Source organism: Streptomyces shaanxiensis (genome assembly GCF_039537145.1).
Lineage (GTDB): Bacteria > Actinomycetota > Actinomycetes > Streptomycetales > Streptomycetaceae > Streptomyces > Streptomyces shaanxiensis.
In genome coordinates this window covers 1-14,734 of sequence record NZ_BAAAZY010000037.1, presented here as the reverse complement: position 1 = coordinate 14,734, position 14,734 = coordinate 1, and the positions used below count along the sequence as shown (strand labels likewise).

6 protein-coding genes are annotated in these 14,734 nt (G+C 72.7%); 1 reads left to right on the top strand and 5 read right to left on the bottom strand.

The window, feature by feature from the left end; translation table 11 throughout:
• Positions 1-126 precede the first annotated feature (126 nt).
• Positions 127-1,896, top strand: a complete 1,770-nt coding sequence (locus ABD932_RS42805; RefSeq protein ID WP_345021829.1) for a serine hydrolase domain-containing protein — start codon at positions 127-129, stop codon at positions 1,894-1,896.
• A 24-nt stretch (positions 1,897-1,920) separates the two neighbouring features.
• Here the strand turns inward: ABD932_RS42805 and ABD932_RS42800 are convergent, their stop codons facing one another.
• The 5 genes from ABD932_RS42800 to ABD932_RS42780 form a co-directional block, all read right to left on the bottom strand.
• On the bottom strand, positions 1,921-3,663 hold the full coding sequence (locus ABD932_RS42800) for a fatty acyl-AMP ligase (protein ID WP_345021827.1): 1,743 nt from the start codon (positions 3,661-3,663) through the stop codon (positions 1,921-1,923).
• Complete coding sequence (locus ABD932_RS42795) at positions 3,660-3,923, bottom strand: acyl carrier protein (protein ID WP_345021825.1); 264 nt, start codon at positions 3,921-3,923, stop codon at positions 3,660-3,662. Before ABD932_RS42795 ends, ABD932_RS42800 begins: the two co-directional genes overlap by 4 nt.
• The gene (locus ABD932_RS42790) at positions 3,920-6,847 is read right to left on the bottom strand and encodes an aldehyde dehydrogenase family protein (RefSeq protein WP_345021823.1); all 2,928 of its coding nucleotides are present in this window, start codon (positions 6,845-6,847) and stop codon (positions 3,920-3,922) included. The genes ABD932_RS42795 and ABD932_RS42790 overlap by 4 nt, the downstream gene beginning before the upstream one ends.
• A gap of 14 nt (positions 6,848-6,861) precedes the next feature.
• The gene (locus ABD932_RS42785; protein WP_345021821.1) at positions 6,862-14,397 is read right to left on the bottom strand and encodes an SDR family NAD(P)-dependent oxidoreductase; all 7,536 of its coding nucleotides are present in this window, start codon (positions 14,395-14,397) and stop codon (positions 6,862-6,864) included.
• A 55-nt stretch (positions 14,398-14,452) separates the two neighbouring features.
• Positions 14,453-14,734, bottom strand: a 282-nt coding sequence (locus ABD932_RS42780) for an alpha/beta fold hydrolase (protein WP_345021819.1), incomplete at its 5' end; no start/stop codon positions are given.

Here is a 14,734-nt window from a genome sequence, read left to right as displayed (position 1 = left end):
CTGATACACCGTCAGATCTCTTGCATGGAACGGGGCGTTGACACCGCGCCCTACTGACATAAAAGTTTCACCACGCAAGGTGATCCCGGAAAGATACTTTCAGCCGGCGTGGTGGGAGGAACCTCGATGACCGACGGCAGAGACAGACTGACCCGGCGTCAACTCGGCAAGCTGGCCCTGGCCTTGGGCGGATCCCTGGCCATCGCCCCGTTCCCCGCCGGTCCGGCGGCGGCCGCCTCCTTCGGCCACGGCAGCATCCTGCGGCACGGCTCCGCCGAGCGCGCCGGCCTCCTCCCCGACCACCTCGACCGCCTCGTCACCGATGCCAGGACATACCTCGGACCCTCCCCCAAGCACCCCTGGTACGCGGGCGCCGTCCTGCTCGCCGGGCGGGGCGGCACGGTGGCCCTGCACCAGCCCATCGGCATGGCGGTGCGCTATCAGTCGTACGACGAGAAGACCGACACCGGCGTCGAGCTGCCCACCGGCCGGCAGATCGCGATGGCCGAGGACACCGTCTTCGATCTGGCCTCGGTGTCCAAGCTGTTCACGTCGATCCTCGCCGTGCAGCAGATCGAGCGGGGTGCGCTCGAGCTGGAGGCGACCGTCACCTCCTACCTCCCGGACTTCGGCCGGGCCGGCAAGCAAGACATGACGGTTCGTCAGCTCCTCACCCACACCTCGGGGTTCCGCGCCTGGATCCCGCTGTACAACGCGCCGACGTACGAGGAGAAGCTCCAGCTCATCTGGAACGAGGCGCCGCTGAACCCGCCGGGGACGACGTACCTCTACTCGGACCTGAACCTGATCTCCCTCCAGCTGGTCCTGGAGAAGATCACCGGCCGGACCCTCGACACCCTCCTGCGCGACGAGATCACCGCGCCGCTCGGCATGAGCCGCACTCGCTACAACCCGCCCGCGGCCTGGAAGCCGAGGATCGCGGCCACCGAGGACGCCCGCAAGCCCTGGTCCGGTCTGGACCGGGGGCTGGTGTGGGGCGAGGTGCACGACGAGAACGCCTTCAGCCTCGGCGGGGTCGCGGGCCACGCGGGCGTGTTCTCGACCGCGTGGGATCTCGCGGTCCTAGGGCGGACGCTGCTCAACGGCGGTGTCTACGGCAGGGCGCGCATCCTGGAGCCGGAGTCGGTGGAGCTGATGTTCACCGACTTCAACACCGCGTTCCCGGGCGACGAGCACGGTCTCGGCTTCGAGCTCTACCAGCACTGGTACATGGGCGCGATGGCCACCCCGCACACGGCGGGGCACACCGGCTTCACCGGCACCTCGCTGGTCCTCGACCCGTCGACCGACTCCTTCCTCGTCGTGCTCGGTAACTCCGTTCATCCGGTGCGCAGTTGGCGCTCCGGTTCCGCGCCCCGGGTCGCCGCCGCGAACAACATGGCCCGTGCCGTGTCCGTCCGCCCACGGCACGGTCGTACCGCGTGGTTCTCCGGAATGGCGACCGCCACGACCGCGGCCCTCGCGCTCCCCCCGGTCGACACGTCCGGCGGCGACGCCCGGCTGTGCTGCGCCCTGTGGTGGGACACCGAACCCAAGGCGGACTTCCTCACCCTGGAGGCCACGACCGACGGTGGTGCCACCTGGCAGCCGGTCCCCTTCACGACGACACGCCATGGAGGGCAGCCGCAGGACCACCCGGCAGGCACCGTCACCGGCTGGTCGGGCCGTGTCTGGCACCGGCTCACGGCACGACTCCCCGCGCACCGGCAACTGGTGCTCCGCTGGCGGTACGCGACCGACCGGCTGTACGTGGGCCGTGGCGCGTACGTCGACGGCCTGCGCGTCGAGGCGGCGGGCACCGTCCTCTTCGACGAGGCACGCCCGGCGGACGCGGCGCGGATCTCGGCGAGCGGCTGGACGGCCTCCGCGAACTGACGACCCGACCTGGCAGGACGCCGGTCAGGCCGGGGTGAGGAGGTCGGAGTGGAGTGGGGTGAGACGGGCCGCGCGGAGTTCCTCCCGGGCTCGTGAGCGCTGGATCTTGCCGCTGGTGGTCCTGGGCACGCTCATCGGCCCGACGATGACCACCTGGACGGCGAGCCGCAGTTCTTCGGCCAGGCGCTTTCTGATGAGTTGCGAGAGGGCCGCGGGAGTGCGGCCCTTGAGGTGGAGGGGGCGGATCTCCTGTACCAGGACGATGTGTTCGTGGCCGTCGGCGTCGGGCAGGGTGAAGGCGGCGCAGGGACCGGTGGCGGGGTCGGTGGTCTCGCTGACGCGTTCGATGTCCTGGGGGTGGATGTTGCGGCCGTTGACGATGATCAGGTCCTTGGCGCGGCCGGTGACGTAGAGCTCGCCGTCCTGGAAGAAGCCCAGGTCGCCGGTGCGCAGGAAGGGACCGTCGCCGTCGACTGTGGTGGCGGCGAAGGATTCGGCGGTGGCCTGCGGGTCACCGAGGTAGCCGTCGGCGATGCCGTCGCCGCGTACCCAGATCTCACCGATCCGCCCGTCCTCGAGGGGGCGTGAGGTGGCGGGGTCGACGATGCGCACATCGCTGCCGGCGGGACGGCCGCAGCCGACCAGGTCCACGCCGTTGGGGGCGGGTACGGCGGAGCCTGCCTCCAGCGCGTCGCGGTCGAAACGCCCTACGGTCGGACCGCTGCCGCAGGGCGTGCCGGTGACCATGAGGGTGGCCTCGGCAAGGCCGTAGCCGGGTGCCCAGGCCTGCGGGCGGAAGCCGAGAGGGGCCAGCTTGCGGGCGACCGCGCTCAGGACGCCGGCTCGGACGGGTTCGGCGCCGCTGAGCGCGAACCGCAGGCAGCCCAGGTCCAGGTCCTGGTCCGTGAGCGGGTTGTCCTTGAGGCTTCTCAGCAGCCAGTCGTACCCGAAATTCGGCGCGCAGGTGTAGAAGGCCTGGTAGCGGCTGATCATCTGCAGCCACAGCAACGGGTGAGCGATGTAGGAGACCGGCGAACTGAAGACGAGGTTGGCGTAGCTCGCGAAGGGGGTGAGCAGCAAGCCGACCAGACCCATGTCGTGGTAGTGCGGGAGCCACCCCGCGCCGGTCGGCGAGGGGCCGTGGCGCAAGTCGTCCCTGATCTCCTCGGTGGCCATCACTTCTCTGATCGACAGCAGGTTGTGCAACAGGTTCCGGTGGGTGATCACGACACCGCGCGGTTCGCTGGTCGAGCCGGAGGTGTACTGGATGTAGGCGGTCGCGCCGAGTCCCTGCGCGAGGGGGGACCAGGTGTCGGGGTCCGGCAGGGCGGTCACGTCGGTGGCGACGCATTCGGGGCGTGTCGCCAGATTCAGCCCGGTGAGCCAGGAGCCGAGGGCGGGCTGGTGCGCGGCGTCGGTGAGCACCGTGCTGACGCCCGCGTCGCGGATGATGCCCTCGGCGCGCTCAAAGGCCCGCCGGTCCGTGTCCGGGAGCGGGGCCGGGATGGCGACCCGCCCCGAGTACAGGCAGCCGAGGAAGGCCGTGAAGAACTCCAGGCCCGCCGGATACATCAGCATGACGCGGGCGCCGAGCGGCGTCCGGTCGGCCAGCCACGCACCCATCGCGCGGGCCCGCGCGTCGAGTTGGGCGTAGCCGAGGCGTTCCACCTCGACGAGCTCGCCCCGGACGCTGTCCACCCGCGCGTACCAGCGGGTGTCGCCGAGGAGCCAGACCTTCTCGCGCAGGAACCGGACGAGTTCGCTCAACTCTGTGCTCCTGTCTGCCCGGACAGGGACTCCTCGACGTGGTTGACGACGGCGCCGACCGTGTGGAGCTCCCAGGCGACCTCGTCGGGGATGCGTACGCCGAACCGTTCCTCGGCGACGACGGTCATCCGCACCAGGACCAGGGAGTCCAGCCCGAGGTCCGCGATGAACGCGGTCTGTTCGTCGACCTGTTCGGGGTCGACGTCGCCGAACTCGGCGAGCATCGCCTTCAGTTCGGCCAGGATCTCCGCCCGGTTCACCGCGCTCCCCCGTTCTTCGGTGCGTCCCAGGCGACGGGCAGTGCGCCGAGTCCTCGTTCGAACTGGCTGGGCCGCCACCGCGGCGTGCCGGCCGGCCGCAGGCCGGGCAGTCGGCGCAGGACCGTGCCGACGGCGGCCTCCGCGGTCATCCGGCCGATGTGGGCGCCCAGGCAGTAGTGGGCGCCGTGGCCGAAGGCGAGATGGCCGGGGGTGGGGCGGTGCAGGTCGAGGCGGTCGGGGTCGGGGAACCGTGCGGGGTCCCGGTTGGCGGCGCCGATGCACAGGAACAGGGACTCGTTCGCGGGGACGGTCACGTCGCCGAACTCGACGGGTGCGAGGGTGCCCCGCCAGCTCGTGAACGGCAAGGGGCTTTCGTAGCGGAGCAGTTCGCCGAGGCCGGTCGTCATCAGGGACGGGTCGTCGCGGAGTTCGGCGAGGGCGTCAGGGTGGGCGAGCAGGGCGTGCAGGCTGTTGCCGACGCTGTTGATGCTGGGGTCCTGGCCCGCGACGAGCATCATCATGACCTGGCCGTGCAGCTCGTCCTCGCTGAGCAGGGCGTCCTGGTCGTGGGCCCGGACCAGCAGCGAGATCAGGTCGTCACCGGGGGTCCGGCGCTTCTCCGCGACGGCCGTGCGGACGAACGCGTCGACCTCGTGGGCGAGCGCCGCCACATAGGGGACGTCGTTGTTCCACTCGGCGGTACGCCAGATCATCGCCCGCAGGTGGTTCATCTGGGGCGGGGTGGCGCCGAGGACGGCGAACAGGACGTTGCCGCCGAGCGGGTAGGCGACGGAGGCCATGAGGTCGCCGTGTCCCCGGTCCACGATCTGGTCGATCCGGGTGTCGACGAGGCGCTGCACCCGGGTGCGCCACTGCTCCTGCCGGGCCGGTGTGAAGAACGGCCGCATGATCGCGCGCAGTTCGGCGTGGCGAGGGTCGTCGCTGTCCAGCAGATGGGTGAAGAGCCGCTCCCGCAGTGCGGTCGGCCAGTGCCGCATCCACATGTGGCCGGCGGGGATGCGTTTGCTGTCGCAGGTGACCCGCGGGTCGGTGTGGGCGTCGCGGACGTCGTCGTAGCGGGTCAGCAGCCAGCCCGGTCCGTCCGGGCTGATGACGCGGCTGACCGGCCGGTGTTCGCGCAGCCAGTGCAGGGTCGGGTAGGGGTCGTGGTGGAACGCCTCAGTGAACGGCGCCGGCAGTCCGCCGGGCAGTTCTTCGGGCGGCCACCCCGGCGGGTACTCCCGCACCGCCTCGACCCTGGGCCTCGGCCGCGCCGGGACGTACGGCCCCGGAATCCCGGCCCCCGAGCTGCTGTCGCGTGCCACGGACACGCCCTGCAGGCGGCTGGTGCGCAGCATCGGGTAGTTGAGCTCGCCGAACCGGTCGCCGCTCAGTCCCGGGCCGCCGTGGTTGGCGAGGTACGGCACGCCCGCGAGGTGGGAGTCGTTCACCCGGAGCTGGCCGCACGAGCGGACGTCCCGGACGAACCGGTCGATCACGTCGGGGCTCCCGGTCCACAGCGAGTTGCGCAGACCGTACGAGCCGGACGCGACGAACGACACCATCTCGGCGAGGAGTTCGTCATCGTCGGCGGGGACGGGGACGGGGACGGCCAGGGTCAGCAGCGGGAAGAACGTCTCGTACCGGACCGACCGCAGTTTGAGCGCGCGAGCGAGCCCGTCGATCCTGATGAGCGCCGGTTCCGCGAAGACGGCGTCGTCGCTCTCACGTCCGTGCACATCGAGGTGCCGTCCGCCGGTCAGCACCCGGGCGCCCGCCCGCCGGGCGTCGGCGAGCGTGGCGTTGTATCCGGCAGTGTTGGGCGAGGCGGCCAGCACCACTTCGGGGTCGTCGGGGAAGCCGGGCCGCAGGGCACGGACGCGCTCGGTCAGCCGGTCGGTGAGCCGGTCGGCGATGTCCGGGTGGACGAGCGCGATGTTGGGCGCGCAGCAGATCTGGCCGCTGCCGTGGTACGACTCCATCAGCGCCTCGACGGCCCGGTCGAGGGGCGCGTCCCGCCACACCACGACCATGTCGTTGCCGCCCAGTTCCAGGATCGGCTTCTTGCCCGCGGCGAGGCACGCCTTCTCGAGTTGCTCGCCGCGGATCGAGTCGCCGAAGTACAGCACGTCGTCCACCAGCGGGCTCTCCAGCCACGCGTCCAGTGCCTGGGCGGGGTCGGTGCACAGCGCCGACAGGACTCCGGGCGGGGCGCCGACATCGGCGAGCGCGGGTACGGCGATCCGTTCCACCAGGTACATGGCGGCGATCGGCGCGTGCCGGGACAGCCGGACCACGAGCGCGTTGCCGGCCAGTACGGACTGGAAGGCCGCCCCGACACTGAGCGCCGGGGTGTTCTGTGGTGGCTGCACACACACCACTCCGTCCGGCACCCGGCGCAGCACCACCGTCCGGCCGTCGACAGTGTGCTCCGACTCCATGTGGCGCAGACACCAGTCTGTGGTTTCGGGACCGTAGAAGGTGAGGAGGTTAGCGACCTCCATACGGGCCAGCCGGACCGGGTGCCCCTCCTCCACCAGGAGCCCGGTCAGCGCGTCGGCGTGTTCCCGCAGCCGTGCGCGGAACGCCTCGGCGAGCTTCGCCCGTCGGTCCGGCGGGCTGCCGCCCCACTCGGCCGCCGCCTGCCGTGCGGTGCGCAGAGCGGCCTCCAGGTGCTCGGGGCCGGCGAGGGCACAGCGTCCCAGGATCGTCTCGGGGTGGGCTTCGGGGCCCATGCGCCCGGCGTTGAGCGCGTTGCGGTAGCAGGTGGCGCCGATGGGATCGTCGATCAGCGCGCTCGCGCGGAGCACGTACACCCACTCGGCCGGGTCGGGGACGGTGGTACCGGCGATGAGGGGGCCGAAGGCGAGCAGGCCTTCGGCGGAGTCCGCCGCCGTGCCGTCGGATTCCTGACAGGTCACCATGACGGGCCCTTCTTTCAGCCGTTGGCGGTGTCGGTGGTGCGGACGCCGAGGCGCAGCAGCACATGGCGGGACAGGTCGGTGAGGGTGATGCCGCCCTGGAGGAGCTCCATCGGCGGGATCTCTACATCGAGGCGTTGCCGGAGTGTGGTCAGCAGTTCGGCTGCCATCAGGGAGTCGACTCCGTAGTCCTGGAGCGGCGTTTTCGGGTCGATGCGCGCTGCGTCGGTCTGCAGGATCCGGGACAGCACGTCGGCGAGAGTGACGCCGACGGTCTCCAGCGCCTCGTCCGCGGAGAGGCCGGCCAGGGCGGCCACGAGGTCCTGGCGGGAGTGGCCGTCGAGGTCGCCGTCGGCGGGCAGCAGGGCGGCGAAGCGGGGTGCCGTCATGGTCGGCAGAAACGTGCGCACGCGGGGCCAGTCGTAGCGGCCGATGCCCGTGACGGCGATGTTGGACGCCACGCCGGTGTCCAGGGCGGCCAGTGCCTCGCGAGAGCCGATCGGTTCGACGCCGAGCGCTTCCATGACCGGTGCCAAGGCCTCACGGGCGACATGCCCGAAGTCCCCGATCGCGCCCCAGGCGACGGCGAGGGCCGGTCGGGCGGGGTGCCGGCGCCGGGCCAGTGCCTGCGTGAACAGGTTCCCGCCCGCGTACGCGGACTGCTTGATGTTGCCGACGGCGGCGGCGAAGGAGGAGTACAGCCAGAACAGGCCCAGGTCGCGGTCCCGGGTCAGGGCGTCGAGGACTGCCGCCCCGGCCATCTTGGGCGCGAGGACCGCACGGATCCGTTCGTCGGTCAGTTCGGTGAGCGGGGCGTCGTCGAGAGTCATGGCCGCGTGGACGACGCCCGCGAGCCGGTGCCCGGTGGCGTCGATACGGCCGATCACCTCGGCCATGGCGGCGGCATCGGTGACGTCGGCGGCGTACGGCGTGGCGGTCACGCCCTGTGCGGCCAGGTCGGCCAGCACGGCGGCGGCCTCGGGGCCCTCGGCGCCCCGCCGGGAGACCAGCGCGAGGTGGCGGGCGCCGCGGTCGGCGAGCCGGCGGGCGGTCGCGGCACCGAACCCGCTCAGCCCGCCGGTGACGAGGTAGCTGCCGTCGGGGTCGAGTCGGGGCGGCTCGGGCCGGGTACGGACGGGCAGCGGGCCGTCCTGCAGGTCGAGGCTTACGACGACCTTGCCGATGTGCCGGGAGTGCTGCAGCAGCGCGAACGCCTCGGCGGCCCGCGCGGCCGGGTACACCGTGTGGGGCAGCGGCCGGTAGCGGCCGTCGGCCACCCGTTCGGCGACCTCGGCCAGCAGACGCCGCCCGTGTGCGAGCCCGGCCTCGTCGGACAGCAGCGCGGTGACGTCGACGCCGAAGAAGGCGATGTTGCGGCCGAACGGCCGCATCAGCAACGGCTTGTTGGCATAAATGTCGCGCTTGCCGAGTTCGACGAACCGGCCACCGGACCGGAGCGTTTCCAGGCCCCGGCCGATGGCCTGCCCGGCCAGCGAGTTGACCACCACGTCCACCCCGCGCCCACCGGTGATCCGCAGGGCCTGGTCGGCGAAGTCCAGGGTTCGGGAGTCCAGTACGTGCTCGACGCCGAGCGCCCGCAGCAGGTCGCGCTTGGCCGGGCTGCCCGCTGTGGCGATCACCGTGGCGCCCACCAGGCGGGCGTACTGGAGGGCAGCCAGACCCACCCCACCCGCGGCGCCGTGCACCAGCACCGTCTCCCCCGGCGCGAGTCGCGCGAGGTCGTGCAGCGCGTAGTGGACCGTCAGGAAGGCCACGGGAAGGGTCGCGGCCTCCGCGAAACCGAGCGCGTCGGGAATCCTCACCACCGCCGACGCGGGAGCCACCGTGTGCGAGGCCAGACAGGCCGGAGCGGCCGCGCACACCCGGTCTCCGACGGCCAGGCCGTCCACGCCCTCGCCCACGGCCGACACGGTCCCGGCGCATTCGAGACCGGGGCCCTTCTCGCCGAACCCGCTCTCGGCCGCCTCGGGAGGAAGCAGACCTGTCGCCAGCATGATGTCCCGGTAGTTGAGCGCGGCGGCGCGCACCGCGATCACCACCTCACGCGCGCCGGGCGCGAGGGGGGAGGCCCGCGTCCAGACCGGCTCGTACGACAGGCCGGGCGTGCCGATCTCCAGGGCGAAGGGTTGGTCACCGCTGGGCTCCGTGTGCTCCCCGGACGGGAGTTCGCGTTCCCTGGGGACGAAGCGGCCGCCCTCCGTGAGCACGATCTCGTCCTCACGCGCGGCCGCGCTCGCGTCATCGGGCGGGGCGACGGGTTCCAGCAGTTCCCGTGCCAGCCGGTGTGCGTCGGCGGCCGGGTCGTCGAGGCGTTCCAGTGAAATCCGGGTCACCCGCAGGCCGGAGTGCTCGTTGGCCACAGTGCGGGCCATGCCCCAGGCGGCGGCGTCCTGCGGCTGCGCGGGCCGTTCGGGGGCGGGCAGCGCGCCGCTGGGCCGGGTGACCAGCCACAGGGCCGGTCGGGCACCCTCCGGGAGCGCCCGGCAGGCGCGGGCCAGGGCGCGCAGCGTGGCGGCGCGGCTCACGGCCTGGTCGAGCATCGCCTCCGGGTCGGCGGGGGCCTCGCCCAGCAGGAGCACTACGGCCGGATCGCCGTCACCGGTGAGCGAGGCCGTCCAGGCCGCCGGTTCGGCCGGGGCGGGCACCACCGGAACGGGACGCGTCGCGCGGTCGGAAAGGAGTGCGGCGAGGTGCTCGGCCAGCGGCGTCCGCGGGCCGCTTTCCGTCGCCACGATCCACCGGGTGCCGTCGTCGGGACGCGGCAGCGCGGGCCGGGTGGTCGCGTGCGCGGGTGCCGAGGCCAGCAGCAACGAGGCGGTGTCCTCGGCCGACTCGAAACCGCCGCCATGGCCGACGATGTCGGTGAAACCGCACACCCGCAGCACATCCCGCCACTGGTCGCGGTCCAGCAAGGGCGAATCCGGCCGCAGCTCGTCGTCGTGACCCCAGAAGCTCTCCAGCGTGCCGAAGAACGGCAGCAGGTAGTCCGTGTCGTGTGTCTCGAAGGCCAGCAGCAGGCCCCCTGGGGCAAGCAGGTCGCGCACCCGGGGCAGGGCTGTGCGCAGATCGGTCGCGGTGTGCAGGGAGTTGGCCGCCACGACCAGGTCGTAGGAGCCGTGTGCGAAGCCCTGCTCCTCGGGGTCAGCGTTGAGATCGAACAACCGGTGGTCGACAAAGGGGTGTTCGCCGAAACGGTGCCGAGCGCGGGCGAAGAAGACCGCGGACACGTCGGTGAAGTGGTAGACGGAACGCTCCGGTGGCAGCAGCGGCAGCAGTACGGCGGTGGTGCCGCCCGTGCCGGCGCCGATCTCCAGGATCCGCAGTGGCCGGTCCTCGGGCCAGGCCCGCACGATCTCCGCTGTCAGCGCGGCGACGCCCCGGTTGTGGAACCGGCAGCTCGGCGCCACGTCGTAAAACTGCTCGAGAGCCTCCTGCGTGCCCTGGCCCGTCAGCAGTTGCAGCGCGTCCCGTTCACCGCGCAGCACTTGGGGCAGGTGCGACAACTGGCGGACGGCCAGCTGCACTTCGGCGCTGCACGCCGGAAAGTCCAGCGGCAGCCGGGCCAGGAGTGCCCCCGGGTCCGCGGTGCCGGTGAGCCGCCACCGGCCGTCTTCGCTCACGGCCGCCAGCTCGTGCCGGGACATCAGGTCGAGCAGGGCCCGCGCCAGGCGGTCGTGTCCGGGAAGCATTCCCTCCCGGACCAGGTCCGCGGTCGTGAACTCGGCGCTGTCCGCGGGCAGCAGGTCCGCGAACGCGGCGGCCGCCACCTGCGCGGTCACCTGCTTGAGCCGGGCCATGAAGTCCGCGAAGCGCACGGCGGCCGCGTCGGCCCGCGCCGCGGCCGCGATTGCCTCGACGGCTCCGACGAGTTCGTGGTTGCCGGGCAGCGGCGAGGGCGCCGCCGGCAGATGGAGGTGCGGTGCGGCGCGCAGCACGGTCTCGTACCGCATGGGCGCCCGGTCGCCCGGGCCGGGGACGCGGCGCATGCGAACGCCGTCGAGTTCGACGGTGACGCTGCCGTCCGGGTCGGCGACGACCACGTCGAAGCAGAGTTCTTTGGTGCCGCGTGTACGGTCGCGGACGTGCACCATCCCCGCCGGGGACGGGCTCCGCCACACGCGTACGGCCTCGATCGCGGCCGGCAGCCAGGCCTGCCCGGTGCCCACCCGGGCGGCCACGAGCGGCACGCACGCCTGGAGCGCCCCGTCGAGCAGCGCCGGATGGGCCACGTACTGCGCGGTGTCGGCCGCGTCCGTGGTGTGCCGGTAGGCGGCCAGCGCCTCTCCCTGCCCCAAGTGGCCCCGCACCAGCTGCCGGAAAGCGGGCCCGTAGTCCAGCCCGCTCGCGGCCAGTTCGGCGTACAGGGCGTCGGCGTCGCCCCTGCGGGTGCAGCGGGCGCGTACCCCGGCGAGGTCGATCCTCGCGGGTGGGCGGCCGATCAGTTCGCGGACCCTGCAGCGGGCGTGTGGGCGGGGCGGCGTGCCGTCGGCTTCGCCGCTGCCGGCGGCCTCGGTGCTGGTGACGGTCACCATGCCGTCGTCGGGCGAGAACGCAAGCTGCAGCCGGACGTCCCCGGCCCGGTCCCACGGGACGACCAGCGGGCGGCTCACTTCCAGCCAGGCCAGTTCCACCGCACCGTCCAGCACGCGCCGGCCTGCGGCCAGGGCCATCTCGACATAACCGGTCGCGGGCAACACCACCGACCCGGCCACCTTGTGGTCGGCCAGCCAGGGCACCAGCACCGGCTCGACGGGCCCCTGCCAGGAGGGCTCCGCCGTCGGCAGCCGTTCGCCCAGCAGGGGGTGGTCCAGCCGGCCCGATCCGCTGCTGCCGATCCACTGCTGCGGGGTGCCGCTCCAGTGCCGTTCCCGCTGCCACGGGTAGGCGGGCAGTTCCGCGACCCGGGCGGGGCGGGGGAACCAGCGTGTCCAGTCCAGGTCCGCCCCGGCGGCGATCAGTGCCTCGACCGACCCGCGCAGCGCGGCCGGCCCGGCGGTGTCGCGGCGCAGGGTGGCGAGTACGGCCACCCGGTCGCGTCCGGCGGCGATCCGGCGCAGGTACGAACGCAGGACCGGGTGCGGGCCGACTTCCAGCAGTACGTCGACGCCCGGGTTGTCGTCGCGCATGTCCAGGGCGTGTTCCACGGCGGCGGCGAACCGGACCGGCTCGCGGACGTTGCGCCACCAGTAGTCCGCGTCCAGGCCGCTCGCGGGTACCGGTCCGCCGGTGACCGTGGAGACCAGCGCATCGGTGCCGCCTCGCGGGGCCAGCCCGGCGAGGCCGTCGGCCAGCGCGGCCCGGATCCGCTCCATGACCGGGCTGTGGAAGGCGTAGTCGAGGTCCATGAGCCGGAAGAACACATCGCGGGCCACCAACTCCTCACCCATCGCCTTGAGTTGGTGCACCTGCCCCGCGATCGTCACGTCCCTTGCGCTGTTCGTGGCGGCCACGACCAGCCCCGGGTAGGCCGGCAGCACCCGCTCCGCCTCGGCCTGCGGCAGGCCGACCGCGGCCATCCGGCCCTGCCCGGCCGTGGCCGCCTGCGCCCGGCTGCGCTCGGCGATCACCCACGCGGCCTCTTCGAGCGTCAGCGCGCCGACGGCGTACGCGGCCGCGACCTCCCCGACGCTGTGCCCGAGCGCGACCGTCCATCGCACGCCCCGCTCACGCAGGACCGCCGTGATCCCGGCCTGTACGGCGAACAGCAGCGGCTGGGCCACCTCGGTGGCCTCCAGTCCCCACTCGTCCGCCGGGCGAAGCAACTGCGCCGCGACCGACCAGCCGAGCCGGGGCGCCAGCGCGGCGTCCACCGCCTCCACCTCGGCCCGGAACACCGGATCGTCGTCCAGCAGGTCGGCGGCCATCCCCGCCCACTGCGAGCCGTTGCCCGCGAAGACCAGCCCGACCCGGCCGTGTTCGACGGCCTCACCGGTCACGCTCTCGCCGGACAGGATCCGCGCGGCCTGGTGCGGAGTCGAGGCCAGGGCCACCCTGCGGTAGCGGTGCCGGGCCCGGCGTACTCCGGCGGTGACAGCGATGTCGTAGAACTGCGCCGCATCGACCGGCGCGGTGTCCGTCAGCCGGGCGGCCAGTCGCCGCGCCGCCTCCTCGGCCGCTTGCGGGGTGCGCCCCGAAGCGATCACCGGAAGGTCGCCCAAGACCTCGGCGTCAGGCCGCTGGGCACCGGGGAGCAGGGCGGGAGGCGGGGCAGCAGGGGGCGGGCCGACGACCACATGGGCGTTGGCCCCACCGAACCCGAAGGAATTGACGCCCACGAAGCGCCGCCCGTCCCGCGACGCCAGCGGACGGGACCGGCCGACCGGCTCCAGCCCCAGGCCGGCGAAGTCGATGCCGGGGTTGAGCGGTTCCAGGTGCAAGGAGGCGGGGATCGTGCCGTACCGCAGCACCGCGAGGGCCTTGAACAGCCCCGCCATGCCCGACGCCGGCTCCAGATGCCCGACGTTGGACTTCACCGACCCGATGGGCAGCGGCCCCGTCGAGCGCCCGGCGGCCAGTGCCCGGCCCAGCGCCGTGCACTCGGCCGGGTCGCCCACCTGTGTGCCGGTGCCGTGTGCCTCGACGTACACCACCTCGTCGGGCGCGATCCCCGCCCGCTCGTACACCTGCCGCAGCAGCTCTTCCTGCGCCTGTGCGCTGGGCAGGGCCAGACCGACAGTGCGTCCGTCGCAGTTGCTGGCGGCCCCGGCGATCACCCCGTGGATCCGGTCCCCGCCGACGAGCGCGTCGGCCAGCGGCTTCAGCACGATCACACCCGCGCCCTCGGCCCGCACGAACCCGTCGGCGTCCGCCGAGAACGCCGCGCAGCGACCGCGCTTCGACAGCATCGACGCCTGGCTGAATCCGACGTAGCCCGCCGGGTTCAGCAGCACGTTCACCCCGCCCGCGAGGGCCACGCGGCTGCCGCCCGACGCGAGTTCCCGGCAGGCGCGTTCCACGGCCACCAGCGACGACGAGCAGGCGGTGTCGATGGCCATGCTGGGCCCGCGCAGGTCGAAGAAGTGCGACAGACGGTTCGCGGCGATCGAATGGGCGCCCCCCGCCATGGAATAGGCGTTCAGCCGACGGGGGCTGATCATCTGCAGCCCACCGTAGGAGAAGTCCGAGATGCCCACGAACACGCAGGTGTCGGAGCCCGCCAGTGTCCCGGGGTCGATGCCCGCGTCGTCCAGCGCCTCTGCGGCGGTCTCCAGCAGCAGCCGGTGCTGGGGGTCCATCTGGGCCGCCTCACGCGGCGAGATCCCGAAGTAGTCCGCGTCGAACCCGGCGATGTCCGCCAGAAATCCCCCTCTGGCGGTGTACGACTTCCCCGGCCGTGCCATCGCCGTATCGACGAACCGCCGTGCCTCGAACCGGTCCTCGGGCATCTCCCCGACCAGATCGCGCCCCGCCTCCAGCGCCTCCCACAGCCCGGCCAGATCCACGATCCCGCCGGGCAGCCGGCACCCCAGGCCGACGATCGCGAAAGCGTCCGTGCTCGTGCCCGCGTCCGTGCGGGACAGGTCCCCCGCCATCAACACACCCCATTCCTGAAGCTCTGCGCCATTGCGCGATCGAGTGAATGCGTGATCACGACGCCGACCGGAGGAAGTCACGGACGTGGCGGTCGAGTTGCCCGGCCGCGTCCTCCATCACGAAGTGGCCGGCGTCGTGGTAGCGGCGCACCCGGGCCTGCGGGAACCGGCGGGTCCATTCGGCCAGCACCGGTGGCGTGAACACGGGGTCCCTCGTCCCCCACCCGATGAACATCGGCAGCCCGACCAGACCGCCGTCGGCGTCGCCGGGGTCGAAGAGCCGCCACGCCGGGTCGTCGTCCCTGTGGGGTATGCACCGGACGAACTCCACAACGGT